Raw genomic sequence first — 26,876 nt, forward strand, 5'->3', positions numbered from 1 at the left:
AATACTGTGTCAGCCCTGGCCCAGCACGGTGGCATCGCCGTCGGCTACGCCTCCTCCGTCACCATCAGCGGTGACGTATCGTTCCCCGACCTCGGGACGCAGCTGCGTGCCTATCTTGCCGCTGCTGCTCGGGCAGCACGCGAGCACCCGTATCCAGGTGTGATTCCCGGCGTGATTCCGCCGGAATTGACAGCAGTGTACGTACGGCAGCAAGCCCGACCGTTTACTGCTTCACTTGGTAAGCGTCGTGCTCCGGCTGCACAAACTGCCAGACAATATGTGTCTCTACCGGCCAAGACGCTGCTGAAGGGAGACGACCACCGCATCGTGGTCGCAGGTCCTGGTGGCGGGAAGACCAGCCTGCTCCGCCGCCTTCTCGTTGCCGTCGCAGAGGAGCGTCCGGCCAACGGGGACAAAGGGGGGCACCACAGCAAGGCACGAGGACGCCGGCGTAATTCCAGGGAGAGCCGCAGGTACCCAGTGCTGGTCCCAGCCGCCGCCCTGACCCGTGAAATGCCGCTGGCCGAGGCACTCGCAACGCACCTCAACGCAGAACTTCCAGATTTCGGTTTGTCGGTAGCCCTGAGCCCAAAGCTATTTGCGATGCCGCCGGCTCCGCGCGCCCACTGGGACGTGTTCGTCGACGGGCTCGATGAGATCCAAGAACCTGAGGCTCGCAAGCGCGTTCTAGGGAAGCTCCGGAACGCCACACCCGGCCCGAGCGGGGACATTCTGTACCGGTTCATCGTCACGACCCGGCCACTGGTCAAGAGCGAGCTTGCTCAACTGGGCAGCGAGGTACGCAGTTTCGAACTCCAGCCTTTCGAAAGTAGGGACCTCCCCAGATTTACTCGCGAGTGGTTCCGCGCTCTCGGAGTGCGCAACCCCGGACAGGCCTCCAAGCTGTTTCTCTCCGGACTGGAGAGTTCCGGGCTTGCGGAGCTCGCCCGCGTGCCTCTGATGGCAACCATGCTCTGCCAACTGCATGCGGCTGGCGAGGGCTGGGACGAAACTCTTTGCCGCGGCGAGATCTATCGCCGCTTCGTCGCTCTATTACACAAGCGGCAACACAGCAAGGGACCAAGCGGCATCAGGGAGCAGACACGCACGGCACTCGCCCGCTGGGGTGTGGAGGCAATGAACCAGGCCGAGCAGGTTCTCGACCACCTTCCCGTACTAATCGGCCGACTGGCCACAGCCACATTCGCTGGGGGTACCGACGCCTCTGTGCTTGACCAAATCGCTGGACAGCCGGAGGCCATACGACCACAGGCTGTTCCCGAAGCTGAGTGGCGGGATTTCCTTACTGAGGCGTTGCGGCGGAGCGGGCTACTGACCGAACGGGCTGGCGACTTCGTATTCCTTCACCAGACCCTGTTGGAGTACCTGGCAGCGCAGCACGACCCCGACCCAGAAGCCACGCTCCTCCGTCACCTCGCCGAGCCGTGGGGCAGGCTCGGACCTCTATCGATCGCACGGGAGCTAGGCCAGGCATGGCTGGACGGGAAGCCTGCCCGCCCTTGGCACTGGGGGCGCATGGTGTGGAACGATTTGATCAACAAGCCGTCCTATGTCGGCTTCCTGATCGACCTGGTCGTGTCCAGTGGGGCAACTACCGCAGCAGCCGAATTCCGGCGCATGGCAGACCGGGGCGGTGTCCTAGCCTGGCGGTCCATCGTGGACCAGGCCCAGATGGGTACGGACCTTCCGCAGGTCATCGTCGAGGCAGCAACCCAAGGCCTGAAGGCATTCGTGAGCGATCCGAGGGCTGACGACAGCGGTCGGAGCATGGTGGCCACGCAGTTGGCGCGAGCTGGGTTTCCTTGGGCGCATGAATCCTTGGCCTCGATTGCCGCGAACGCCGAAGTCGATGGCCTGGTACGGGTATGGGCCGCAACCGCTCTGCACGGCATGGGGGATGTGCGCGGGTTGCTCTGCCTAAAGCAAGTCGCAGTCGGCGCGGTGACCGACAGACTCGTCACCCTGTACGCAGCAGGTGCCGCTGCGGGGATCGGCGAAGAGTGGGGTACCGAGATACTCGCCCACATGGCCAGTGACGACACAGTTCCGTTCAAGCTGCAGAAGCTCTCGGCCCGCGTCCTGGCAGAGGCTGGTGACGTGCGTGCTCCTAGGGCTCTCAAGGCACTGGAGGTCGATCCCAGAGGCCGTCTCTCCTGGAGACAGCGCAAACTCAAAGAGTGGGAAACTCAATGGGAGAGGGACATGGACAATCGCCTCCCCGCCCATATCCTCGACCCGGGAACTAGCGCGAAGAGCAAACGCGTGCCCGAACGGGACAGAACCTGAGATATGAGCCGGCAGCCTCACGGACTGCGCGGGCACCCAAGGGAACCACCCGCATGGTGCATTGTCAGTGCAGTCGACAAGAGGCCTTCCTGGGAGAAGGCGCGGGCGCTTGCGGTCTGGAGCCGGAGACACGTCCCCGCTCACCACAACCACCACCGCTGCTCCGACTCACTTCACTACATTGCGTAGCCCGTCTCGATACTTGGCTCGGACTCCTGGCCAGCGGTGATCCGTCTTTCCGGGCAGCCGCGACTGGGGAGAATCTGGGGAGAATGAAGGTCCGTTGGGGAGTGGCTGGGGAGGATCGGCCGTACAAACGGGCAGCACGGCGAAAGGGCCGGAAAGATGGATCGTCGCAGGTCGGACCGCCGATACGGCCGATTTCCGCAGGTCAGCGGCGTCAGGGTGACGACTTCAAGAAGATCTCCGCCTGGGTCGCCGTCCTCTTCGCGCCCACGTTGGTGGGAACGATCTACGGAATGAACTTCGACAGCATGCCGGAGCTGCACTGGGGCCTCGGATACCCCTTCGCGATCGTCTTGATGGGGCTGGTGTGCGTGAGTTTGTACGCTATTTTCAAGCGCCGGGACTGGCTATAGGCCAATGCGCGAACCGGTCGCCCAGGCCGAGCGGCGGACGCGGGGCCGCTCCTGGCGGGCCGGAGGGCGGTTGGTCAAGTCGTCGCCCGTACGGCGGCTCTGATCAGGTCGGCGACCCGGGTGGGCTCGGACAGGACGACGGCGTGGGAGGCGTCCGGGAGTTCGACGACGGCGGCTCCGGCCCGTGCGGCGCCGAAGCGCTGGAGTTCGGGGCTGATCGTGCGGTCCGCCCCGGCCACCAGAGCCCAGGACGGTTTCGTCCGCCAGGCCGCCGCGGACGCGCTGTCGGTGAACGCGGCTGTGGCGAGCGGGCGTTGCGCAGCCGCCAGGACGCCGGCGACGGCCTCGGGCATGTCCGCCGCGAAGACGGAGGGGAAGGCCGCCTCCTCGATGGTGACCTCGATCGCGGAGTCGCCGTCGAGGAGCGGGTACGTCCACTCCTTCAGGCTGCCCGTCAGCGGGGGCTCGGGGAAGTTCTCCTGGAGCTGGCCGAGGCTCTCGCCCTCGCGGGGCACGTAGGCGGCCACGTAGACGAGCCCCACGACGTTCTCCGCGGCGCCCGCCACGGTGATCAGCGCACCGCCGTACGCGTGGCCGACGAGTACGGCCGGACCCTCGACCTGCGTCAGGATGGAGGCGAGGTAGGCGGCGTCCGGCGTGAGGCCCCGGAGCGGGTTCGACGGAGCGATCACCGGGATACCGCTGCTCCGCAGTTCCGAGATCACGCCTATCCAGCCGGTCGCGTCGGCGAAGGCACCGTGCACGAGGACCACGGTGGGGTTGGTCATGCGAGTTCTCTTCTCAGTGTCGGGCCACGGCGGGGGGGCGTCGTCACGACGACGGCCGAGGCGCGGCCCGGAATTCGGCAAGAGGTCCGTGCGACCGTCGCTCACGGTAGAGGCGTGCAAACGGCGCCTCTTGTACGGGTGCGCAACGACGCTGTCATGCCGGCGCACACGCGTCTCAGTGCCTTCGCTCGTCCTGGGCAACGGCATGCGTCGGGGCGAAGGCCGAGGTCGCCAGCGCCTGCCATTCGCTGGGACTCATGCCGTAGGCGCCGCGGAACGTGCGGCTGAAGTGCGAGGGGCTGCTGAAGCCCCAGCGGCGTGCCACCGCGGCCATGGTGATCCTCCGGTGGGAGCGGCCCAGCTCGAACCGGCAGAATTCGAGCCTGCGCTGCCGCACCCACTGGCTCACCGTGCTGCCGCCGTTCTGGAAGAGCTTCTGCAGGTACCGGACGGAGATGTGGTGGGCGCGTGCGATCGACTCCGGTGACAGGTCCGGGTCCATCAGATGTTCTTCGATGTAGGCGCGGATGCGGGACAGCATCTCGTTACCGGCCCCGGCCGCGTCGTCGGCCCCGTCCGTCGCGTCCGCATCGAGGAGCTCCATGACCAGGACGGAGAGGAGGTGTACGGCCGTCCGGGCACGCCGGTCCCCGATCGTGGACCGGCGGAAATCCGCCTTGGCGGCGAGCGCGGTCAGGAAGTCGGACGCCAGCGCCCCGATCCCCTCCCCGCCGCGTACGGGTACGCCGAGCACCTGGTCCAGTTCCGACTCCGTGACGCCCAGATAGCAGCGGGGCACCCGGAAGAAGATCATCTGGCAGTCTTCGCCGAACTGCAGCAGGTGCTGTCGGGCCGGGTCGCAGAAGACCAGGTCGTTCGGCTCCAACAGGGTAGGGGCACTCTCGGCACGCTCGTGGACGACGGTGACGGGCCCACGGACATGGACGCCGAGGTAGACGTGGTTCCGGTCGTTCGTGTCCGGCATCTCGGACAGCATCCGGACCAGCCACCCCGAGCGGGAGGGGGGCGAGGCCGGATCGGACGCTTGCCGGGGCACCCGTTCGGGCGCACGTGACGTCAGGGTGAGGGTCATCGGGATTCCTAGCCGTAGGTTCGCGCAGGCGGAGGGCGGATTCACGCCCCGTTCGCCGGCTCCTCGGCCAGGAACTTCTCCACCACGGCGTTGAAGGCCGGCGGGTTCTCCAGGAAGGGGAAGTGCGAGCTCGCCACGTCGGAGGCGAAGACGTGCAGGCGTGCGCCGGGAATCCGCTCGGCGACGAAGCGCTGCGAATCGGGGTGCACATGGCTTCCCTCGCAGCCGATCACCAGGGTCGGCACGTCGATCCGGGGAAGCACGTCACGCCAGTCCTGCGCGCAGTGGTCGAACAAGAGCGGTACGCCTGCGGAGGCGGGTGTCGACCTGATCTCCTCGGCGACGAAGGCCAGCACCTCGGGGTCGGGCTCGCCGGTGAACATGCCGCGCACGAAGTCGGCGAGGACCGTGTCGCCCTCCGGCCCCGCGAGTGCCGCGCCCAGGTACAACAGCCCCGACACATCGAAGAGGGCGCCGGAGTCCCGCTGTTCCGGTTCGGTCATCCAGGGCACGGCGGCGACCGCCGCGGGCTGGTCGACGGCGACGAAGCGCCGGAGCCGTCCGGTCCCGTACTGGTCGACGAAGCTCCACCACACCGAGGCGCCCATGGACCAGCCGAGTGCGTCGAAACGGGCCAGCCCGAGATGGTCGACGAGTTCGAGCACGTCGCGGGAGAGCCGGGCGATGCGGTAGCCGTGACGCGGTGTACCGGACTTGCCGTGGCCGCGGAAGTCGACGGTGACGACGCGACGACCGGGCGCCAGCCCCTCGATCTGGTGGCGGAACATCGCCTGCGTCTGCCCCCAGCCGTGCAGCATCACCAGCGGAACGCCCGCGCCGCCGGTGTCCTGGTACGCGAGCCGTGCGCCGTCCGTCGTGATCAGTTCCTGCATGACCTCTCCCCTGGTCAGAGGCGGTACGTCGGTCCCGCCCGTCCCGGACATCATCGGATGGGGCGCGTCGCCCGCACCACCGCGCGCTGTAGGAATCGGGGCGTGGATCCTCCTCGCTTTGTCGAAGCGGGTCCGCGGTCAGGCGGCCCTGTCGTCACCCGGGGAGAGGAGTTCCTCGACCCTGAGGCCGAGGTGCAGAGTGAGCCGGTGGGCGCCGTCGTCGAGGTCGACTCCGGTGATCTCCTGGATCCGGCGCAGGCGGTAGTAGAGCGAGGTGCGGTGGATGCCCAGCGTGTCCGCGGTCCTGGGAATCGATCCCGCGTGTTCGAGGAAGCAGCGCAGGGTGTCCCGCAGGCGGTCGCCGCCATGGGCCGTGCTCAGGGTACGGAGCGGCTTCGGGACCAGGGACGCGTTCAGGGCGTGGTCGGGGAGCTGGAGCAGCACGGCGAGTTCCCCGAGCGACTCCCAGTCACCGATGTTCTTCAGGGCGGGCAGCCGGCGGGCCGCGCGGGCCGCCACGATCGCCTGTTCGTACGAGGTCCACGCGTCGTCCAGGCCGGCGTGCCGGCCGCCGACGCCGATCACCGGGTCCGCCGACGGGTCCAGGAAGGTGCGGAGTTCGTCGAGGATGCGGGCGGACTGGGCGGCGACCTCGTCGGTGCCCGGCTGCCGGTCGCGGAGCTGGAGCAGCATCGCCCGCTCCTTGCCGATCGCGATGAGGCCCTGGGCGGAGCGCGTCTGCCGGAACCCCTCCAGCGCCGCCCACAGGGCGGCCTCGGACTGCCGCACGAGCTCCGTCCCGCAGCTCAGCCGGACGACGGTGACCAGGACGTGCTCCGCCGCCCCGAGCAGCCCGACTTCCTTGCCGCGTCGACGCGCGGCGGTGCGTGCGGCGACGTCGCCGCCGACGAGTGCGAGGGCCAGGTCCCGCTCGTCGGTCGTGCGGGTGTCGCCGGCGATGTGCTCTGCGTACATCTGGGCGGCCATGGCGTCCGCGGCCCGGGCGATGGCAGCGGTCTCCTCCTCCCCCAGCGTCTTCGCGGGCACGACCACCAGGAGCAGCCCGAGGAGATGCCCGCGCTCGCGCAGCGGCACGACGTAACGGGGAAGCAGTCCGAGATCGTCACGGCCGTCGATGAATCCGGGCCTGGACCACTGGGTCACGCCCTGGGCGAGGACGTAGCGGATGGTCGCGTTGTCGGCGCGGCCCTGCAACAGGGTGCCGATGCGCACTGGGTCCTCGTCGCCGAAGTGGCGGCTCGTGCAGACCATGCGGACCAGCGGGTCGTCGACGGCGACGGACCGGCCGAGCCGCTCCGCGAGCTCGTCGACCAGTGCCTGGAGCTCGGGGCTGCCGGGGCGGGCTCGCTGGAGCCTTGGCGTCATGCGCCGTTCCTCTCTCGATCGGATGTTCCCGCGGACTTCTCCATTCCGCGGCTCTTGATCATTCTGAGGAAGCGACGACGTCGGCACATCACACGAATCATCCATTGCCAGGACGCCCGTGTGGGATACGAAGCGACTACTCTCCGCTGTCGTGATGCTTCGCCAGCCGGGTCAGCTCCGCGCGCGAGGTGACGTCGAGTTTGGTGAAGGCCCGGCGCAGGTGCGAACTCACCGTGTGCGGTGAGAGGGAGAGGTGCTCGGCCACCTGCCGGTTGCTCAGCCCTCGGGCCACGAGCCGTACCACCCGTGTCTCCGCGGCCGTCAGCTCGGGCCATGGACCGCCCGGTCCGGCCGGCGAGGGCCGCCGGCGGACACCGGCGGCCCGCAGGCGCCGGCGCACCCGCGCGCCGTCCCGTTCGGCGCCCGCTCGCGCATAGAGCGCGAGGGCCTTCTCGAAGTACGGCACCGCCTCGGGCTTACGGGTGAGGGCCAGTTTGCGTCCGGCGTCCTCCAGTGCCGACGCCCGGGCCAGCACCCGGGGGCAGTCCTCGTACAGCCGGACGGCGCGCAGCAGCCGGCCGAGGTCGTTGTCGAGGAGCCCCCGGGCGTGCGCGGCGGTGGCGGYGAGGAAGGTGAGGCCGGGATTGAGCACGGCGCGCCGCTCGGCCAGGGCGACCGCCTGCGCGGCCCGTTCGTGCGCGCCGGTGCGCAGCGCCAGACGGACGAGCACCGGGGCGTCGGCGGGGTCGATCAAGCCGGCGTAGGCGGGCCGGTCCGCGGCGGGCGAGGTCATCACCTCGTCGAGTTCGGCCATGGCACGGCCGGGCCGGCCTTCGAAGTCGGCCATCAGGGCAAGCATCCAGGAGCCGAAGTGCCGGACGACGGGGGCGCCGTCGCTGCGCATGCGCCTCGCCTCCGCCGCGTACGCCCGTGCGGCCTGCTGGTCGCCGGTGTGGAGGGCGACGCGCAGCATCACGTACCGGAGCGTGACGTCGGCGAGGTTGCCCGGGCGGAGATCGCCGGTCGCCTCGGCCGCCTCGGACGCGGCTTCGGCGTCGGCCCGGGCCTCCGTCAGCCGTCCGACTTCCAGGAGTATGCGGGAGCGGGTCATGAGCCACATACGGGTGGCGGCCGTCCTGCCCTGCTCCCTGGTGATCCGGATGCCCTCCTCCGCGGCGGCGAGTGCCTCCTCGGTGCGTCCGGTGGTGTTCGACAGGAGGGCGTGCCACAAGGCCTCCGGCACCCACAGCGAGGTGCTGACGCCCAGGGCGTCGGCCAGCGCGGCGGACCGTTCGGCCTGCCGGAACGCCTCGGCCAGGTCCATGCGATGGAAACTGGCGGCCGAGCGGACCGTCGTCAACGTGGCCTCGGCGGCGCGGTCCCCCGCTGCCGCCGCGGTCTCCCACGCCTGCGCGGCGACCTGCTCGGCCGCCGCGTGTTCGCCCGACATCGACAGGCCGACAGCGAGCATGGCGAGCAGTCGTCCCCTCGCGGCCAGGGAGATCCCGGGCAGTGCCGCCCCGGCGCGGGCCTGCCGGACCGCCTCGGAGAAGTCGAACGATACGGCGAGGCGTGCCAGGGCGAGGCGTATGCCCGCCTCGTCCTCGGGCGCGAGAGCGCCGGCCGCCAGGGCGGAGGCTCCCAGCTCCCACGCCTCGGCGGCCCGGCCCGTCTGCCAGAGCAGCGGGATCGTCTCGGCGATGACCCGCGGCCGCTCCGGGGCGTCCGCCGCGGTGAGTTCCAGGGCCTTGAGACTGCGTTCCGCAGCCGGTCCGGGAGCGGTGGCCGCGAGTTCCGCCGCAGCGGTGCGCAGCCGGCCGGACTCCGCGGCGTCTCCCGGGCCCGCTGTCCCCGCCGACGGCCCGGGACGGTCGGCGGGGGAGGCCGCGCTGCCCGGCGGCAGCCCGGCGACCTGACGGCGAAGGGCCTGACGCAGGGGCAGGGGGAGGCCGGCTTCGACCGCCTCGCGGATCAGGTCGTGGCGGAAGGCGAGGCGGTCGCCGCTCTCTGCGAGCAGATCGGCGTCGAGGGATTCCCGTACCGCTGTGATGAGCGCCGCCGAGGACCTGCCGAGCAGTTCGGCCAGCAGCGCGACGGTGACCGGGCCGCCCACGGCGGCCGCCGTCTGCACCAGCTCCCGTGCCTCACCGGACAGCTGGTCGAGGCGGCGCACGACAGAGGGGAGTTCCCGTGGGGCGGGGGGTCCGGCCGGCAGCCCGGCCGTGCCGTTCTCGATCGTCACCGCCTCCTCGCGCAGCGAGCCGAGGAGCTCGACCAGCAGCTGTGGCACCCCCTCGGCGCGGCGGGCGAGACGCAGGACGTCCGGGTCGGGAGGGGCGCCCAGGACGTCCTCGGTGATCCGTGCGACCGCCCGGTCCCCCAGCGCTCCGAGGACCAGCTCGTGCGCGCCCGCCTGACGGATCCTGTCCAGGGTCGTGCGCACCCCCGGCGGCACGTTGCCGCCGCGCACGGCGACCAGCCACAGGATCGGGTGCGACGAGAGTCCCGCCGCGAGGGTGTGGAAGGTGAGCAGGGTCAGGTCGTCGCACCACTGGAGGTCGTCGAGGACGACGAGCAGGGGTCCCCTGCGAGCCGCCGCCCGCAGGCGGTCCGCCATCTCCTGAAGCAGCCAGAACCGCTGGCCGGGTGTCGTGGCGAGGTCCCGCAGACGTTCAGCGCCCGACAGCGGTTCCTCGCCGTCGAGTACGCCTTCGAGGAGCGGGCCGAGCGGCACGAACTGTTCGTCGGGGTCCGCCGCCCCCTCGGACACCCGCGTCCCGCGCCGCCTCGCGGCCGTCGCGGCCTCCGCGAGGATCCTGGACCTGCCGATGCCGGCGGGGCCCTCGACACGGACGATCCCGCCTTCGCCCCGGTCGAGCGCGTCGAGCCGCGCCTCGATGAAGGCCAGTTCGGTCTCCCTGCCACGGAGGGGTATCCGTGGGCCGTCGAGCTCCTCGCGCACGGTCCTTGTGGTCACCCGGTTCACGCTCATTCCGACGGCCTGGGCCGCACGGGACGGGCTCGGTCCTCGTGCGGTACGGCGGAACAGTATGAACCATGTGAACCACCCCGCCGTCGCCCGGCCCGGGGCCCCTCAGTCGAAGCGCAGGTCGGCGAGTTGCCGTTCGAGGGCCGTGACGTCGTCCTCGGGCCCTTCCGCGACCGGGCGCGCCGCCATGAGCGCGGCGAGTTCGGCGCCCGCGCGGCGGACACGGCCGGGCAGGCCGTCGGTGTACGCGTCTCCACCCGAGCCCCAGTCCTCGGAGGCCGCGAACACGGCGGTGGGGACGACGACGGCGCGGAGGTGGGCGAAGAGCGGGCGCACGGCGTGCTCCAGGACCAGGGAGTGGCGGGCGGTACCGCCCGTCGCCGCGATCAGGGCCGGCTTCCCGGTGAGGGCATCCGGATCGATGACGTCGAAGAAGGACTTGAAGAGACCGCTGTAGGAGGCCGCGAACACGGGAGTCACGACGATCAGACCGTCGGCCGCCGTCACCGCGTCGATCGCGGAGCCCAGTCGTGGCGGTGGGAACCCGGTCACGAGGTGGTTGGCGATGTCGCCGGCCAGTTCGCGCAGCTCCACGACGCCGGTCGACGGCGCCCGCCCCCGGGCGGCGAGTTCGTCGCGGGCCGATTCGGCCAGCCGGTCCGCGAGCAGGCGGGTGGAGGAGGGGGTGCTCAGCCCCGCGGAGACGACGGTCAGCTTCACGCGGCGGACACCTCCCGGACGGCTCGCAGGGACGGGTGCGTGGGGGCGTCCGGCACGTCGGCCGGACGTCCCTTCGCGAACTCCCGCCGCAGCACGGGCACGACCTCCTCGCCGAGGATGTCGAGCTGTTCCAGGACGGTCTTCAGGGGAAGGCCCGCGTGGTCCATCAGGAACAGCTGGCGCTGGTAGTCGCCGACGGTCTCCCGGAAGGACAGGGTCCGCTCGATGACCTGCTGGGGAGAGCCCACCGTCAGCGGGGTCTGCTCGGTGAAGTCCTCCAGCGACGGGCCGTGGCCGTACACCGGCGCGTTGTCGAAGTAGGGCCGGAACTCCCGCACGGCGTCCTGGGAGTTCTTGCGCATGAAGACCTGGCCGCCCAGGCCGACGACGGCGTCCTCGGGCCGGCCGTGACCGTGGTGCGCGAACCGGCGCCGGTAGAGCAGCACCATGCGCCGGGTGTGGTCGGCGGGCCAGAAGATGTTGTTGTGGAAGAAGCCGTCGCCGTAGAAGGCGGCCTGCTCCGCGATCTCGGGGGACCTGATGGATCCGTGCCAGACGAAGGGCGGGACGCCGTCCAGGGGCCGCGGTGTCGAGGTGAAGGCCTGGAGCGGCGTACGGAACGTGCCCTCCCAGTCCACGACGTCCTCGCGCCACAGCCGGCGCAACAGCGCGTAGTTCTCCTTGGCGAGGTTGACGCCCTGGCGGATGTCCTGGCCGAACCACGGGTACACGGGACCGGTGTTGCCACGGCCCAGCATGAGGTCGACCCGGCCGTCGGCCAGGTGCTGGAGCATCGCGTAGTCCTCGGCGATCTTCACCGGGTCGTTGGTGGTGATCAGCGTCGTGGACGTGGAAAGGATCAGCTTCTGCGTGCGTGCCGCGATGTAGCCGAGCAGGGTGGTCGGCGACGACGGCACGAACGGCGGGTTGTGGTGCTCGCCGGTCGCGAAGACGTCCAGGCCGACCTCCTCGGCCTTGAGCGCGATGGCGACCATCGCCTTGATGCGCTCGTGTTCGGTCGGCGTGCGACCGTCGGTGGGGTCGGGGGTGACGTCCCCGACGGTGAAGATGCCGAACTGCATGGGTGTCTGCTCTCCTGGGTTCGTCCGGTTCCCGCGCCGGGAACCGGGGGGGGGGACGCCGGGGGCTCCTCCGGCGTCACCCGGCGGGTCGACAGGGCTTCGTCACTTCGCCAGGAAGGTGAGGAGGGCCGTGTTGACCTCCTCGGCGTGGGTCCACAGCAGACCGTGCGGGGCGCCCTCGATCTCGACGTAGTCGGCGGACGGAAGCGCCGTGTGGAAGGGGCGCGCGGTGCCCTCGGCCGGCAGGATGCGGTCGGCGGTGCCGTGCAGGATCAGGGCCGGCACGTCGACGGCGGGGATGTCGGCGCGGAAGTCGGTGTACCAGGTCGCCGGCGCGGCGGACGCGGCGAAGGAGCCGCCGCGGGCCGCGGTGTTCCAGCTGTTGCGGACGGCCTCCTCGCTGATGCGGGTGCCCAGGTTCTCGTCGAGGTTGTAGAAGTCGTTGAAGAAGGCCGTGTAGTAGGCGTACCGGTCGGCCTTGACGGCGGCGACGACGCCGTCGAAGAACTCCTTCGGGGCGACGCCGTCCGGGTTGTCGTCGCTCTTGAGCAGGCAGGGTTCCAGCGAGGCCAGGAAGGCGACCTTGGCGACCCGGCCGGAGCCGTACGTGGAGACGTAGCGGGCGACCTCGCCGGTGCCCATGGAGAAGCCGACGAGGACGGCGTCCGTCAGGTCGAGGGTCTCCATCACGGTGTTCAGGTCGGCGGCGAAGGTGTCGTAGTCGTAGCCGGTGGTCGGCTGCGAGGAGTGCCCGAAGCCGCGGCGGTCGTACGTGATCACGCGGTGGCCGGCGTCCAGCAGAGCGGCGCTCTGGCGCTCCCAGGAACGGCCGTCGAGCGGGAAGCCGTGGATGAGGACGACGGGCTGCCCGGCTCCCTGGTCCTCGAAGTACAGCTCGACGGGGTTGGTGTTCTCCTGGCCCACGGTGATGTACGGCATGGGGATGCTTCCTCGATTCGGGTCGACTGGTCCGCGCGTCGAAGCGGCGCGGTACGCCCGTCACGCTAGGACCGGTCCCGCACCTCCTGTTGACGTACCGCGCACCGCCCCTTGCACGGGGGCGCAGCGTCGCTCAGCCGCCGGTGGCTGTTGTTCCGGCGTCGTCCTCCGCGAGGACGATCCGGGCCAGGTGGACCCGCGAGCGCACCGCGAGCTTGCGGAAGATCGACGCCAGATGGGTGTTGACCGTGTGCGGGGAGACGACGAGGGCCTCCGCGGCCGACCGGTTGGTGTGACCCGCGGCGATCAACCGGGCCACCTTGCGTTCCGAGGCCGTGAGCGCGTCCCAGCCCTGGTCGGCGCGTGGCCGCAGGTGTCCGGTGCGCCGGCCGGGGCGGCTCGTGGCCCGTTCCAGTTCGGCCTGGACCCGGTCGGCCTCGGCGTCGGCCCCCGCCCGGGCGTAGATGTCGTACGCCCTGGTCAGGGCAGGTGTCGCAGCGGCGTCGCCCAAGGTCAGCAGCGCGCGCCCGAGGTCGGCGGACGCGGCGGCGAGAGGCAGCGGCCGGGGGCCGGTGAGGAGGATGCGGACCGCCCGCTCCAGGAGTCCGTGGTCGGCGTTCACCAGGGCGGCCGCGTGGGAGGCCGTCCCCTGGGCGGTCGGCACGGCGGGGTTGCGGATGGCGTGTTCGGCGGCCTGGGCCGCGAGGTCCTCGGCCAGCTTCCGGTCCCCGCCGCGCAGGGCGATCCGCACGGCCTGGACGACATGGGGGCGCAGGAGCCGCCACCGGAGGAAGGGGTGGGCCCTCTGCACGGACCGGACCAGTTCGGCCGCCGCCGCGTGGTCGCCGTCGGAGTCGGCGACGACGGCCTCGAAGTACTGGTGCGTTGCGTGGTTGCCCGTGTTCGGCCGGTCGGCCACGGTCGCCCTCACGACGTCCAGGTGTTCCCGCGCGGCTTCGCGGTCGCCGCGCAGCATCGCGAGGAGACCGCGGTTGACGCGGATGTTGACCAGGTTGCCGGGCACGTGGAGGTCCGCTTCGAGCCGCTCGGCGGTGACGAAGTCGGCGTCCGCGTCGTCGAGCCGGCCGAGTCCCGTGTTCAGGGTCGCCTGGGCCCAGATCAGCATCGCGGGGCGCAGGGGAGCGTCGCCCGCCGTCCGCAGCAGCCGCCGTACGGTGTCGAAGTCGTCGATGTGGATCCGGGCGACGGCCTCCTCGGGGAGGAAGGCCGTGTCGAACACGCTCAGGACCGTGTGGTGTTCGACGGCGGCCGCGCAGTCACCGGCGTTGAGCGCGATCTCGCCGAGGCCCCACAGCGCGAGGACGCGGGCCTCCCGGTCACCGGCCCGCTCCGCCTCGGCGAGTGCCCGTTCGCCGGTCTCGCGGGCGGCCCCGAGGTCGCTCCCGCGGGACCGGGCCAGGGCCTGCCGGGCGGTGAGCCGGGCGCGGATCGCCGGGTCGGTGACGGCTGCCAGCGCTGCCGTCGAGCGGCGGGTCAGCTCGTGGACGTCGTCGAGGTGCCACAGGGTGTCGCCGAGTACGGACTGCAGACGGGCGAAGACGTCCAGGGGCGGCTGCCGGGCGAGCAGCGCGTCACCGGTGGCCCGTGCCTGGGTGTACCGGCCCGCGCGGGTCAGCGCGACGATGGCCCGTTCTCCCACGTCGAACACCATGGGCGCGTGGGCCGGTACGAGTTCCAGGGCGCGTACGGCCAGGTCGGCGGCGAGGTCGGGCATCACGGCGATCACGTCCTGGGCGGCCGTGCCGAGCAGCCCGACCGCCTCCAGGTCGCCGGGTTCGGCGCTCTTCAGCAGATGCGGGATCGCGTCGCCGGAGCTGCGGCCCGCCGCGACGAGCCGGCTCGCGGCCTCCCGGTGCAGCGCCCGGCGTACGGAGGGGGCGAGGTCGGCGTACACGGCCTGGCGGAGCAGGTCGTGGCGGAACAGGAGGCGTTCGCCGTCGTCGTGGAGGAGGGCGGCGGCGATCGCCTCGTCCACTTCGGCGCTGAGTCCGGAGGCGGGCCGGCCGCACAGGGCGGCGGCGTCCGCGAGCGAGAACGCGCGGCCGAGTACCGAGCCGATCCGCAGGAAGTGGAGGGTGTCCGGCCGGAGGTCGGCCAGTCGGCCGCGTACGCCGAGGACCAGCCGCTCGGGCGGTTCCGGCCGGTCCGCGCCCGACGCCGCGATGCCCGAGAGCATCTCGGCCGCGAGGAAGGGATTGCCTCCGGCCCCGTCGAGGAGCTCCTCGACCCGCGCCGGCAGGTCCACGCCGAGGATGTCGCGTGCCAGCTCGGCCAGGGCCGTCCCGGACAGCGGCCGCAGGGGGAGGGTCGTCGTCCGCGGCCCGTGCGCGTACGGTTCGGAATCGTTCCTGCCCGCGAGCAGCCAGAGGACCGGGGAGCCGAGCAGCCGTGCCGGCATGACGCTCAGGGCGAACCGGCTGAGCGGGTCGGCACATTGGACGTCGTCGACCGCGATCAGTACGGGCGTGCCCGCCGAGCGCTCCTCGATCAGCTGGGCCAGCCGTTCGACGAGCCAGATGCGCTGGTCGTGGTGGCCGGCGAGGTCCGCGAAGTCCGTACGGGCCAGCAGCGGCGGGTCACCGTGCAGGAGGCCCGAGGCCAGTGAGGCGAGCGGTGCCAGCTCGTGCAGTTCCTCGGCGCGTCCATGGCTGACGAGGAATCCGTGGGCCCGAGCGATCGAGACGGTCTCCTGCAGCAGTACGGTCTTCCCGATCCCGGGCTCGCCCAGGAGGAGCGCGACCGCTCCTCCCTCGCCGTCGCGCACCGCCTCGACCAGGGCGCGCAGCCGCTCCAGCTCGGCTTCGCGGCCCCTCAGCCCGGGACGGCTCGGCCCCGCGTTCCGGCGCGCCGCCACGCGTTCTCCCCCGGGCCGGTCGGGGCTCATCCCTTGACCGATCCGGCGAGCAGTCCCCGTGCGAAGTGCCGCCGGAGGGAGAGGAAGACGAGCAGCGGGACGAACGCCGCCACGAAGGCGCCCGCGGTGAGCCGCTGCCACTCGTTGCCGTACGTCCCGGCCATGCTCGCCAGTCTGACCGTCATCGGCGCGGTCTCGGCCGTTCCGCCCGAGAGCGTCAGTGCCACGAGGAGGTCGTTCCACACCCAGATGAACTGGATGATGGCGAAGGTGACCAGGGCCGGGCGGGTCAGGGGCAGCACGATCCGGAGGAGCAGGGTCCCGTGCGAGGCGCCGTCGACGCGGGCGGCCTCGATCAGGTCCCGGGGCAGCCCTGCCAGGAAGTTGTGCAGCAGGAACACCGCGAACGGCAGGGCGAAGACCGTGTGGGCGAACCAGACCTGGCCGAACCGCGCGGGACCGGTGAGGTGCCACGCGGGCAGGAACAGCCAGCCCTGGGAGAAGAGCCTCAGGAGGGGGACGAGTGCCATCTGGAGCGGCACGACCTGGAGCGCGAAGATACCGACGACGAGGGCGTCCCGTCCCCTGAAGTCGATCCAGGCCAGGGCGTACGCCGCGAAGAAGGCCAGGACGAGCGGGAACAGCACCGAGGGAAGGGTGATGACGACGGAGTTGACGAAGTACTCCGCGAGCCGCCCCGATCCGTTCCCGCCGCCGGACAGCACCTCGCCGTAGTTGTCGAGCGTGAGGCGCGGCGCGGCGAACAGGGTCCACCAGCCCGTCGTCTTGATCTCCTCCTCGGGGCGGAAGGAGGAGAGCAGGAGACCGAGGGTCGGTGTGGTCCAGAGGACCGCGATCACCACGGCGACCGACGTGAGGGCGCGGGAGGCCAGGCGCTCCCGGACGCCGTTCACCCCGCCCTCCGCCGCGCCCGGACCTGGTGGGCGACGAAGGGGGTGACGAGGACGAAGAGGAGGACGGCGAGCGCCGCACCGCGGCCCGTCTCGCCGTAGCGGAAGGCCTGGTCGTACATCTCGTGGGCGATGACGCCCGTGTCGAACTGTCCACCGGTCATGGTCTTGACGATGTCGAAGGCCTTGAAGGTGCCGATCGCCTGGGCGAGGACCACGACGAGCAGCGTGGGCCTGATCGACGGCATGGTGATCAGCCAGAAGACCTGCCGGGGGGAGGCGCCGTCGAGTCGGGCCGCCTCGGTCAGCTCACCGGGAACGGCCCTGATCGCGCCGGCCAGCAGGACGGCCGCGAAGCCCGCCTGTGTCCACACCATCGCCACGATGAGGAACAGGACGTTCCAGGGAGAGTCGGCGAGCCATTGCCGCGGTTCGCCGCCGAAGGCGACGACGAGCTGGTTCAGCAGCCCGATCTGTCCGCCCTCCGCGGGACGGTAGGCATAGACGAACTTCCAGACGACACCCGCGCCGACGGAGGAGATCGCCATCGGCATCAGGACGAGGGACAGCGCGAACGCTCTGAAACGCGACCGTACGACGGCCGCCGCGTAGAGGAGACCGACCGCGGTCGCCGTCAGCGGCACGAGCACCACCCACGCCAGGGTGTTGCGCAGCGCCACCAGCGCCCGGGGGTCGGTGACCATCCACGCGTAGTTGTCGAACCCGGCCCACCCGTCTCCCCCGCTGTCGGTGAACGACAGCACCAGGGTGCGCAGACCGGGCAGGAGGAGACCGATGGTGAGCAGCAGCAGCGCGGGGGCCAGCAGGAGCAGGGCCGCGGCCCTGCTCCGTAGCGGCCCCCGGTGCAGCGCCAGCAGGATCAGGGAGACCACCGCCGCGAAGGCGGCGACGCCCTGGAGCAGGTACAGCAGCTTGGGCTGCTGGGCGACGGCGTCGAACGACATCAGTGGCTGGGCCAGGACCGTTCGATGGAGTCGGCGACCTGCCGGGAGCTCGCGCCGCCGATCCAGTCGACGGCTCCCTTCCAGAACGTCCCGGCGCCGACCGACGCCGGCATCAGGTCCGAACCGTCGAACCTGAGCTCCGTCCTGGGATCCTGGAGCAGCTGGATCGAGAGCCTGTCGACCGGGGTCGCGGCGTTCGCCGGGTCCACGCCCCTGTTCGCCGAGACGAACGGGCCCTTCTTCATGCGCGCGTTCGCGAAGTCCGCCGAGGCCAGATACTCCTGGAACGCCCGTACCTCGGGGCGGTCGGCGAACGCCGCGGTGAACACGCCGCCGCCCAGTACGGGGTGGTCGGCCGCGTCGTCCCCCGGCAGGAGGAAGGCGTAGACGTCCTGGTCCGGTCCGATCCGGGTGCCCTTCGGCCACAGACCGGCATAGAACGAGGCCTGGCGGTGCATCGCGCAGTCGCCGTTGAGGACCGGAGTGCCGGCCTCCTGGAAGGAGACCGACGCCATCGACCGGGCGGGACCGAAACCGCCGTTGGCGTAGCGGTCGTTCTTGAGGATGGACCCCACGGTGTCCATGGCCTCGATCACGCGCGGATCGTTGAACGGGATCTTGTGGGCGACCCACTGGTCGTAGACGTCCGCGCCTTGCCGGCGCAGCAGGACGTCCTCGATCCAGTCCGTCACGGGCCAGCCGGTCGCCTCGGCGGACTCGATGCCCGCGCACCACGGCTTGACGCCCGACGCCGCGACCTTCTCCGTCACGGCCATCAGCTCGGACCATGTGCGGGGAACGCTCAGTCCCCTGTCGCGGAAGAACTTCGGGCTGTACCAGACGAACGATTTCACGTTCGCGACCAGTGGCGTGCCGTAGAGGGTGCCGTTCACGGTCGCGTAGCTGTTCCAGTCAGCCGACCAGCCCTGCTTCGCGAGGGCCGCGACCCCGGGGCTCGCGGGCTTGAGCTCCCCTGCCCGCGCGAAGCGTTCCAGGAGGCCGGGCTGGGGGAAGAACGCCACGTCAGGCGCATTCCCGCCGTCGACCCGGAGCTGTATCTGGGCCTCGAACTCCCCGTCCCCCTCGTACTGGACGTCGATTCCCGTGCAGTGCGCGAAGTCCGCCCAGGTCTCTTCGAACAGGTCGGCCTCCCGGTCCCGGTTCTCCGCGTAGACGGTGACCTTGGTACCGGAGTGCTTGCCGTACCGGGCGTACTGCCCGCAGTCCGCGGTGGCGTGCGAGGGCGACGCGCCGTCCTGCGGAACACCACAGGCGGTGGCAAGGGCGGCGAGGGCGATGACGGCGAGCGCGTGCCTCGCGCCGAACCTCATGGGTGTATCTCCTCCGATCGCCCGCCGAAGGGTTCTCGGGGGCGATCAGAAGCTACCAGCGCTCGAACAACATCGACTAATCGTTCGAACCTAAACGATCAGGTCAGGGGGCGGTGGACCGGATCGCGTCCTGGATCAGCTCCACCACGGCCTTGGGCTGGGCAAGCATGACCAGGTGGGAGGAGTCGACCTCGACGGTGGTCATGCCGGCGCGCTCGTAGCCGTAGCGCTCCACATCGGGGTTGATCGTGCGGTCGCAGGAGGCGACCAGGCCCCACGAAGGCTTGGTCTTCCACGCGGCGACCGGTGCCGCCTCCGTGAAGGCCCGGGCCGCCAGGGGGCGCTGGGAGACGGCGAGCACCGCGGCGAGTGCGGGGTCGACGTCCGCGGCGAACAGGGCGGGGAACCGGTCGACCGCCACCGAGACGTCAGTGCCGCTCTCGGTGGAGCCGGCCACCGGGAACGGGGTGTAGACGAGCGCGTCGGCGAGGCCGGAGTCGGGGAAGCGGCCTTGCAGTTCGCCCAGGCTCTCGCCCTCCTCCAGCGCGTATCCCGCGAGGTACACCAGTGCGCGGACGTTGTCCTCCGTTCCGGCGAGGGTGATCACGGCGCCGCCGTAGGAGTGCCCCACCAGGATCACGGGGCCATCGACGCCGCGGATCACGGAGGCGATGTACGCGGCGTCCTCGACGAGGCTGCGGTTGGGCACCGCGGGGGCCACCACGTCCAGGCCGACGGCGGTCAGTTCGGGGATGACGCGGGCGAAGCTGGACGCGTCGGCGAAGGCGCCGTGGACCAGGACGACGGTGGGGCGGGCGTGTCGGGGCATGGGAGAACTCCGTGGATCGTGACGCGGGATGGGATGGGGTGGGGTGGGGTGGGAGATGCTGGAGGTGGATGCCTGGTGCTTCACAGGCCGAAGCGGGCACGCCCCGCCTCGGGCACCAGGCCGGCGTATTGCGGGTGCTTGCCGATCCAGCCCCGGATGAAGGGGCAGTACGGCAGGACGCGCAGCCCTCGGGCCCGCGCGTCGTCAAGGGCCCCGCGGGCGAGCAGGCCGCCCAGGCCCCGGCCGGCGAACCGGCCGTCGATCTCGGTGTGGAGGAAGGCGATCTCGCCCTCCGAGAGGTGGTACTCGGCGAAGCCCGCCGTCTCGGTACCGTCGTCGCCGACGAGGATCTCGTACCGGGACTTCTCGGGCCGGTCCGTCACCTGCGGTTCCATGGGTGCTCCTGTGCGGTCGCGGTCGTGGTCGTGGTGTGACGTGGTGGTGGATTCGGTCAGAGCGTGCGGCGCACGCCCGCCTGGCGTTCCAGGTTGCGGAGCTGGACGCCCAGGTCCCCCTCCACGGCGAGGTGGGCGGGGCCGCTGCGGCCGATGGGCAGGACCTGCTCGCTGCGCATGTCCTCCAGCATCAGGGCGAACGCCGTGTACATCGCGACGAGCGCCACCACGAGCCCGAGCGCACCGGACGTGCGGGTCAGCCATTCCGCGCCGGTGATGCCCGCGAGGCCGGTGGCCGCCCAGCGGGGCAGGGAGACCGCGAGCACGAACCACAGCGCGCGCTTGGGCCGGGTCACGGCGGTCATCAGCGCCCCGAAGCACAGGAGCGCCAGGTTGAACACGCCGAGGACCTGGAGGCCGTCGGCCGCGCCGCTGAGCATGACGAGCGAGTAGGGCAGCCAGCTGCCGGCGAACACCGCCATCAGCGTCGCCGCGATCACGTCACGGGCACCGAAGGCCAGGATGCTCACCAGGAGTTGGAGGACGAAGGCCGGCAGCACGGTGAAGGCGACGGCGGGGCGGGCCGCCTCGTCGAAGAGCCCGAGCTGGAGGCAGCCCGTCATCACGGAAGCGATGGCTATCGTGAAGAAGCCGAGCGGCATGGGTGAGGCGATGGGACGCAGGTTGATCCGCGTCATCGACCGGAGGTCCGGCTCGAAACGGCGTTCCGGGGGAGCGTCCGGCGGGGTCGCCGGGGTGTCGCCGCCGTCGGCGACGGGGGAGGCTGCGTTCATCGGGTGGAGCTCTCTTTCAGTGATCGAAGCAGGGGTCGACGAGGGACGGCGTCGTCTCGGGAACGGAGCCGCGCGCGACGCGCCAGCGGCGGTGCTGCTCGGACTCGGCGACGGCCTCGGCCACGCGTGACGCCTGGTGGGCGCCCCCCTGGCCCCGCTGGCCTCCCCGGCCCCCCTGGCCCTCTCGGCCCTCCCGGCCCGACTGGTAGCCGCCGAAATGGGCCACCGGGCTCCACTCGGGGGTCACCGGCGGAACCGTCTCGTCGAGACCCTCGTACTCCGCGGTCGCGTAGACGATGCGGCCGCCGACGACGGTGAGGACGGACTCGATGCCGGGAATGACGTCCTCGGGCACGGTGAGGAAGTCGTCGGAGAGGATGGCGAGGTCGCCGTACGAGCCTTCTCGCAGGGTTCCCTTGACGTCCTGCTCGCCGGTGAGCCGGGCACCCCCACGGGTATAGAGGTCGAGGGCGGTCTCGCGGTCGAGCRGGTTCCCGGCCGGATAGAGCGCGGTGCCTCCGACGGTGCGCCCGGTCACGAGCCAGTGCAGTGCGACCCACGGGTTGTACGAGGAGACGCGGGTGGCGTCGGTTCCGGCTGCGACGGTCAGGCCGCGGTCGAGCATGGCCCGGACCGGAGGCGTGTGGGCGGCGGCCTCGGCGCCGTAGCGGTCGAGGAACGCGGCGCCCTGGAAGGACATCCGGTTCTGGACCGAGACGGCGCCGCCGAGGGCGGCGATCCGGTCGAGGCTGCCGGCCGAGACGGTCTCCGCGTGGTCGAAGAGCCAGCGGTTGCCGCCGGGGAACAGTCCCTCCGCGGCGAGTTTCTCGAAGACGGCCAGATCGCGGCGGATGGTCTCGTCGTAGGTCGCGTGGAGCCTAAAGCCCCAGCCGTTCTCCAGGAGGAGCCGGACGGCGCTCTCGAACTCGCCCTCGTAGCCCGCGGCGAGCTCGGGCCGGGGCTCGGAGAAGTTCTCGAAGTCAGCGGCCGCCCAGGTCAGGTTCTCGCCCGCGCCGTTCAGCCGGAGCCACTCGTCCCCGTCCCCGGGCTTGACCATCTCGGTCCAGCGCCTCAGGTCGGCGAGCTCCTGCCCGGCCGTCTGCGGGAAGAGGTGGTAGGCGATCCGGAGGGTCAGCTCCCCCGACCTGGCGAGGTCGGCGACCGTGGCGTAGTTGTCGGGGAAGTTCTGGAACCCGCCGGCGGCGTCGACCGCGGACGTCAGTCCGAAGCGGTTCAGTTCGCGCAGGAAGTGACGGGTCGATGTCCGCTTGTCGTCCTCGTCGAGAGCCGGCGCCTTGGCCAGGGTCGAGTACAGGACGAGAGCGCTCGGCGCGGCGAGGAGAACGCCGTTGGGTTCGCCGTCCCGGCCCCGTACGATCTGCCCGCCGCGGGGATCCGGGGTGTCACGGGTGAATCCGGCTGCCCGCACCGCGGCCCGGTTCATCAGGGCCGACTGGTACAGGTGCAGGACGAAGACGGGGGTGTCGGGGGCGGCGGCGTTCAGCTCGGCGACGGTCGGCATCCTGCGCTCGGCGAACTGCTCGGCGGTCCAGCCGCCCACCACCCGGATCCACTGCCCCTTGGGGGTGCGGCCGGCCTGCTCGCGCAGCATCGCCAAGGCGTGCCGGAGGCTTCGTACGCCGTCCCAGCGCAGCTCCAGGACGTAGTTCAGGCCGCCCCGGATGACATGCAGGTGCGAGTCGTTCAGGCCGGGGATCACCCGGCGGCCCAGGGCGTCGACGACCCTCGTTCCCGGCCCGACGAGGTGGGCGAGGCCGTGGTCGTCACCGAGGGCCGCGACCCGGCCGTCGCGGATGGCGACGGCGCGGGCCTCGGGGCGGGCGGGGTCGCCGGTGAACACCTTGGCGTTGCGGACGAGGAGGTCGGCGTGCCCGTGTTCCCGTCGCGGGGCGGGGACGAGGCCCGCCACCGGCATACTCGTCGACGGCCCGGTCATGCGAGGGCCTTGCGCAGGGTGTCGGTGGCGAGATGGAGGGCGAGCTCCGCGGCCCGCGTCTCGCGCAGCGCGTTCAGCATGACGAAGTCGTGGATGGTCCCCTGGACGCGCAGCGCGGTGACGGGGACTCCGGCGGCGCGGAGCTTCGCCGCGTACGCCTCGCCCTCGTCGCGCAGGACGTCGGCCTCGGCGGTGATGACCAGGGCCGGCGGCAGGCCGGTGAGCTGCTCGGTGGAGGCGCGCAGCGGGGAGGCGGTGATCTGGGCGCGCTCGGCCTCGTCGGTCGTGTACTGGTCCCAGAACCACTTCATGGCGTCGCGGCGCAGGAAATAGCCCTCGGCGAAATCGTGGTAAGAGCCGGTGTCGAAACTCGCGTCCGTGACCGGGTAGAAGAGGACCTGCTGGACGAGCGTGACGTCGCCGCGCTGCTTGGCCATGAGGGTGAGGGCGGCGCTCATGTTGCCGCCGACGGAGTCGCCGGCGACGGCGATCCGCGTGCCGTCGAGGTCCTTGTGGTGGCCCTCACGAGCGATCCACTGAGCGACGCCGTAGTTCTGCTCGATCGCGACGGGATAGCGCGCCCCGGGCGAGAGGTCGTACTCGGGGAACACCACGGCCGCCCCCGTGCCGACGGCGAGTTCGCGGACGAGCCGGTCGTGGGTGTGGGCGTTGCCGAAGACCCAGCCGGCGCCGTGGATGTAGAGGATGACGGGGAGCGGGCCGGTGGCGTGGCGGGGGCGGACGATCCGGGCGCGGACGTCGCCGGTGGGCCCGCCGTGAACGGTGATCCACTCCTCGTCGACGTCGGGCAGGGGAACGCCCTCGCCGCTCTGGACGCCGTCCACGGCCTTACGGCCTTCGGCGACGGGGATCTCGTAGAGGTACGGCGGCCGGGCGGTGGCGTCGGCGAAGGCCTGGGCGGCGGGTTCGAGGACGGGACGGTTCTTCATGAGGGGTCCTCCTTCTGGGGATGTACGGGACGGGGTGGGTCGGGGCTCAGCGGGTCGCCCGTGCGGCGTCGAGGATCACGTCGGTGACCACGGCCGGACGGGAGACGGCCACGGCGTGCGACGCGTCCACTTCGGTGATGTGCGAGCCGGCTCGCCGGGCCATCCACCGTTCGGCGGCCGGCGGGATGTTCTTGTCGGCGGTGGCGATCAGCGACCAGGACGGGATCGTCTTCCAGGCCGCTTCCCCGGCCTTCTCCTCCAGCGCGGCGGTGGCGACCGGGCGCTGGGTCGCGGCCATGACGGCCGCTTCGGCGGCGGGGACGTCGGCGGCGAACTGCCGGTGGAATGTGGCCCGTTCGATGACGAGTTCGGTACCGGTGCCACCGCCGGGCAGCGGGTACGACCGCGGGTTCACGGTGTCGCCGAGAGTGGAGCCCGGGAACTTGGCGGCGAGTTCAGCCGCGCTCTCGCCCTTGTCCGGGGTGAACGCGGCGATGTAGACGAGGGCCTTCACACGGCTGTTGCCCACCGCGGCGCCGCTGATGACGGCACCGCCGTAGGAGTGGCCGACCAGGACGACGGGTCCGTCGACGGCGGCCAGCACGCTGCGCAGGTACGCGGTGTCCGCGGCGAGGCCGCGCAGCGGGTTGGCGGGGGCCAGGACGGGGTGGCCGGCACGCTGCAGCCGCCTGATCGTGCCGCTCCAGCTGGAGGCGTCCGCGAACGCTCCGTGGACCAGGACGATCGTGGGCTGGGGACCGTGCCGGTCGGTGCCGGCGGCGGCCGGGAGGCTCGCGGGAGCGGCGGGAGCGGCGGGAGCGGCGGGAGCGGCGGGAGCGGCGGGAGCGGCGGGAGCGGCGCCCAGCAGCGCGGCCACCGTGGCCGGCAGGGCGAGGGCGAGGGTGCGCCTCGTGGGATGCATGAGGGTTCCTTTTCGGGTGGTGAAGCGTTCGGGCGGGCTCGGTCGGTCGGGGGTGGGCCGGTCGGAGGTGCGCCGGACGAGGGTGAGGGGGCGCGCCGGACGAGCGGACGGGACCTCGCCTCAGAGGCCGTACGCCTCCAGGAGCCGGAGCCAGACCTCGCTCACCGTCGGGAAGGCGGGCACGGCGTGCCACAGACGCTCCAGGGGGACCTCGCCCACGATGGCCACGGTGGCCGTGTGGACGAGTTCGGCCGCCATCGGGCCGGTGAGCGTGCAGCCGACGACGACCCGTCGGGTCTCGTCGACGACGAGCTTGGCGAGGCCGCGGTAGTCGTCCGCGTGGAGCGCGGCTCCCGCGACGTCGTCGATGCGGTACTCCACCGTGCGTACCGCGAGACCCGCTTCGCGCGCCGCGCGCTCCGTGAGACCGACGCTCGCGACTTCGGGACGGGTGAAGACGGCCTGCGGGACGGCGACGTGGTCGGCCTCCGCGCTCCACGGCTGTCGGCCGCCGGCGACGGCCGGGCGCCCCGCGGCCCGCTCGGCGATCGCCGCCGCGCAGGCGCGGGCCTGGTACTTGGCCATATGGGTCAGCGGCGCACGGTGATTCACGTCGCCGACGGCATAGAGCCATTCGCCCCCGGCCGTGGTGACCCGGCAGGTGTCGTCGACCGGGAGCCAGTCGCCCGCGGGCAGTCCGACGGCGTCCAGGCCGAGGTCCGCCGTGCGCGGGCGCCTGCCCACCGCGGCGAGGACCTCGTCGCAGACGAGGGCGGCGCCGTCGTCGGTGTCCACGGTCACCGTGCGGGTGTCGGCGTCACGTACGACCCGGACGGCCGACACCCCGAAACGGATCGTGACGCCCAGATCGCTCAGCCCCCGGGTGACCTCTTCGCCGGCACACGGCTCCCACCCGGTCAGCAGCGCCTGGTTGCGGACCAGCAGGGTGACGGAGGAACCGAGCGAGCGCCACGCGGTGGCCATCTCGCAGGCCACCACTCCCCCGCCGATGACGACGAGCCGCTCGGGCACCGCGTCGGCCGTGGTGGCCTGCCGGCTGGTCCACACACCGATCCGGTCGAGCCCTTCGACCGGCGGAAGGGCGGGTTCCGTGCCGGTGCAGACCACGACCGCGCGCCGGGCGCGCAGGGTACGGACCGTGCCGTCGGCCCCGGTCACCTCCACCCGGCGCTCGCCGGCGAGCCGTCCGTGCCCCCGTACGAGCGCGATGCCCGCACCGTCGAGCCAGTCGGCCTGGCCGGTGTCGTCGCCGCGCCCGGTGAAGCGGTCACGGCGGGCCAGGACGCGCGCCGGGTCGAGTGCCGCCGTGACCGCCTGCCGGGCACCGTCCACCGATCGGGCCGCCGCTCGGGCGGCGCCGGGTCGCAGCAGGGCCTTGCTCGGCACGCAGGCACGGTAGGAGCACTCGCCGCCGACCGCCTCGGCCTCGACGACGACGGCGGTCAGCCCCGACCGGACGGTCCGGCCGGCGACGACCTCTCCGGCCGGACCGCCACCGACCACGACGACGTCGTAGGTGTCCATCAGCCGTGCACCAGAGGGGTGTCCACGAGGTGCTCGGCCAGGAACCACACCTGCGCCTCGCCGGTACGGATGACATCCGAGACGAGGAGGTCGGCRCTGCCCTCGTCGCCCTCCCCGGAGAGCCGGGAGGCGGCGTCCCGGGCGTCGATCAGGATCCGCTCGTGCGCGTCGAGGAGCCTCGACAGCATGACGGGCACCGGCTCGACGCCGTCCGGCGGCCGGGGGATCGCGGTCAGCTCCGCGACGTGGCGAGGGTCCCCGACGGCGACGCCGCCGAGGCTCTGGACCCGCTCGGCCAGCGCGTCCACGATGGCCAGTTGGGCCTCGGCGTGCTTGTCCAGCATCAGGTGGAGCGAGTAGAAGGTCGCCCCGCGCATGAGCCAGTGGTGCTTCTTGTAGAGGGAGTACAGGATCTGCGTGTCGGCCAGGACGCGGTTCAGCCGCTGGCAGCCGTACATGCGCGTGTCGTGGCCGAGGCCGATCGGCAACTGCTTGAGCGTGCCGAACGCCTGGGTCTCGGCGCCCTTCTGGTGCAGAAGCGGCTGGCCGCCGCCGTGCGGGGTCGTGAGGGTGTCCATCGGGTGCTCCTGCTCGGGAGGGAGGGGG

The 26,876-nt window shown here is 71.6% G+C and carries 21 protein-coding genes and 1 pseudogene; 2 read left to right on the forward strand and 20 right to left on the reverse strand.

Annotated elements, in window-relative coordinates:
• The first annotated feature begins 6 nt into the window (after positions 1 to 6).
• Positions 7 to 2,307 (forward strand): NACHT domain-containing protein, encoded by a 2,301-nt coding sequence (locus AB4039_RS05835; RefSeq protein WP_442270170.1) that lies wholly within the window; start codon positions 7 to 9, stop codon positions 2,305 to 2,307.
• A gap of 407 nt (positions 2,308 to 2,714) precedes the next feature.
• Positions 2,715 to 2,906, forward strand: a pseudogene (locus AB4039_RS05840) (CorA family divalent cation transporter); the annotation flags it as partial.
• Positions 2,907 to 2,980: 74 nt separating this feature from the next.
• Here the strand turns inward: AB4039_RS05840 and AB4039_RS05845 are convergent.
• The 20 genes from AB4039_RS05845 to AB4039_RS05940 form a co-directional block, all read right to left on the reverse strand.
• A complete protein-coding gene (locus AB4039_RS05845) occupies positions 2,981 to 3,694 on the reverse strand; it encodes an alpha/beta hydrolase (protein WP_442270171.1) in 714 nt (237 codons plus the stop codon).
• 175 nt (positions 3,695 to 3,869) lie between these two features.
• Positions 3,870 to 4,679 carry a helix-turn-helix domain-containing protein gene (locus AB4039_RS05850; RefSeq protein ID WP_442270172.1) on the reverse strand — a complete coding sequence of 270 codons (810 nt, stop codon included), beginning with the start codon at positions 4,677 to 4,679 and terminating at the stop codon, positions 3,870 to 3,872.
• 149 nt (positions 4,680 to 4,828) lie between these two features.
• Complete coding sequence (locus AB4039_RS05855) at positions 4,829 to 5,680, reverse strand: alpha/beta fold hydrolase (RefSeq protein ID WP_442270173.1); 852 nt, start codon at positions 5,678 to 5,680, stop codon at positions 4,829 to 4,831.
• Positions 5,681 to 5,818: 138 nt separating this feature from the next.
• The gene (locus tag AB4039_RS05860; RefSeq protein ID WP_442270174.1) at positions 5,819 to 7,066 is read right to left on the reverse strand and encodes a PucR family transcriptional regulator; all 1,248 of its coding nucleotides are present in this window, start codon (positions 7,064 to 7,066) and stop codon (positions 5,819 to 5,821) included.
• Between the two features lie 136 nt (positions 7,067 to 7,202).
• On the reverse strand, positions 7,203 to 10,043 hold the full coding sequence (locus AB4039_RS05865; protein WP_442270175.1) for a helix-turn-helix transcriptional regulator: 2,841 nt from the start codon (positions 10,041 to 10,043) through the stop codon (positions 7,203 to 7,205).
• Positions 10,044 to 10,160: 117 nt separating this feature from the next.
• Entirely contained in the window at positions 10,161 to 10,775 is a 615-nt protein-coding gene (locus AB4039_RS05870; protein ID WP_266843509.1) for an FMN reductase, read from the reverse strand.
• On the reverse strand, positions 10,772 to 11,857 hold the full coding sequence (locus tag AB4039_RS05875) for an LLM class flavin-dependent oxidoreductase (RefSeq protein ID WP_266843508.1): 1,086 nt from the start codon (positions 11,855 to 11,857) through the stop codon (positions 10,772 to 10,774). The genes AB4039_RS05870 and AB4039_RS05875 overlap by 4 nt, the downstream gene beginning before the upstream one ends.
• Before the next feature lie 102 nt (positions 11,858 to 11,959).
• Positions 11,960 to 12,796, reverse strand: a complete 837-nt coding sequence (locus tag AB4039_RS05880) for an alpha/beta hydrolase (RefSeq protein ID WP_266843507.1) — start codon at positions 12,794 to 12,796, stop codon at positions 11,960 to 11,962.
• A 133-nt stretch (positions 12,797 to 12,929) separates the two neighbouring features.
• Positions 12,930 to 15,671: an ATP-binding protein gene (locus tag AB4039_RS05885; RefSeq protein ID WP_442270176.1), complete on the reverse strand. Its 2,742-nt coding sequence runs from the start codon at positions 15,669 to 15,671 to the stop codon at positions 12,930 to 12,932.
• A gap of 26 nt (positions 15,672 to 15,697) precedes the next feature.
• Positions 15,698 to 16,585, reverse strand: a complete 888-nt coding sequence (locus tag AB4039_RS05890; protein WP_266843503.1) for a carbohydrate ABC transporter permease — start codon at positions 16,583 to 16,585, stop codon at positions 15,698 to 15,700.
• Positions 16,582 to 17,547 (reverse strand): carbohydrate ABC transporter permease, encoded by a 966-nt coding sequence (locus tag AB4039_RS05895; RefSeq protein WP_266843501.1) that lies wholly within the window; start codon positions 17,545 to 17,547, stop codon positions 16,582 to 16,584. The genes AB4039_RS05890 and AB4039_RS05895 overlap by 4 nt, the downstream gene beginning before the upstream one ends.
• Positions 17,547 to 18,878, reverse strand: coding sequence for an extracellular solute-binding protein (locus tag AB4039_RS05900; protein ID WP_266843500.1), 1,332 nt, complete (start codon positions 18,876 to 18,878; stop codon positions 17,547 to 17,549). Before AB4039_RS05900 ends, AB4039_RS05895 begins: the two co-directional genes overlap by 1 nt.
• Before the next feature lie 103 nt (positions 18,879 to 18,981).
• Positions 18,982 to 19,707: an alpha/beta hydrolase gene (locus tag AB4039_RS05905; protein ID WP_266843499.1), complete on the reverse strand. Its 726-nt coding sequence runs from the start codon at positions 19,705 to 19,707 to the stop codon at positions 18,982 to 18,984.
• Positions 19,708 to 19,787: 80 nt separating this feature from the next.
• A complete protein-coding gene (locus AB4039_RS05910) occupies positions 19,788 to 20,102 on the reverse strand; it encodes a GNAT family N-acetyltransferase (RefSeq protein WP_442270177.1) in 315 nt (104 codons plus the stop codon).
• A 56-nt stretch (positions 20,103 to 20,158) separates the two neighbouring features.
• Entirely contained in the window at positions 20,159 to 20,896 is a 738-nt protein-coding gene (locus AB4039_RS05915) for a GPR1/FUN34/YaaH family transporter (protein WP_266843496.1), read from the reverse strand.
• 16 nt (positions 20,897 to 20,912) lie between these two features.
• The gene (locus AB4039_RS05920) at positions 20,913 to 22,853 is read right to left on the reverse strand and encodes an amidohydrolase (protein ID WP_442270178.1); all 1,941 of its coding nucleotides are present in this window, start codon (positions 22,851 to 22,853) and stop codon (positions 20,913 to 20,915) included.
• Positions 22,850 to 23,803: an alpha/beta hydrolase gene (locus AB4039_RS05925; RefSeq protein WP_266843494.1), complete on the reverse strand. Its 954-nt coding sequence runs from the start codon at positions 23,801 to 23,803 to the stop codon at positions 22,850 to 22,852. The genes AB4039_RS05920 and AB4039_RS05925 overlap by 4 nt, the downstream gene beginning before the upstream one ends.
• Before the next feature lie 46 nt (positions 23,804 to 23,849).
• Positions 23,850 to 24,725, reverse strand: coding sequence for an alpha/beta fold hydrolase (locus AB4039_RS05930; RefSeq protein ID WP_442270179.1), 876 nt, complete (start codon positions 24,723 to 24,725; stop codon positions 23,850 to 23,852).
• A 120-nt stretch (positions 24,726 to 24,845) separates the two neighbouring features.
• Positions 24,846 to 26,270: a dihydrolipoyl dehydrogenase family protein gene (locus AB4039_RS05935; RefSeq protein ID WP_266843492.1), complete on the reverse strand. Its 1,425-nt coding sequence runs from the start codon at positions 26,268 to 26,270 to the stop codon at positions 24,846 to 24,848.
• Positions 26,270 to 26,848: a Dps family protein gene (locus AB4039_RS05940; RefSeq protein ID WP_266843491.1), complete on the reverse strand. Its 579-nt coding sequence runs from the start codon at positions 26,846 to 26,848 to the stop codon at positions 26,270 to 26,272. The genes AB4039_RS05935 and AB4039_RS05940 overlap by 1 nt, the downstream gene beginning before the upstream one ends.
• Positions 26,849 to 26,876: the final 28 nt, after the last annotated feature.

This window comes from Streptomyces sp. M-16 (assembly GCF_052114405.1).
In the GTDB taxonomy this organism is placed as follows: domain Bacteria; phylum Actinomycetota; class Actinomycetes; order Streptomycetales; family Streptomycetaceae; genus Streptomyces.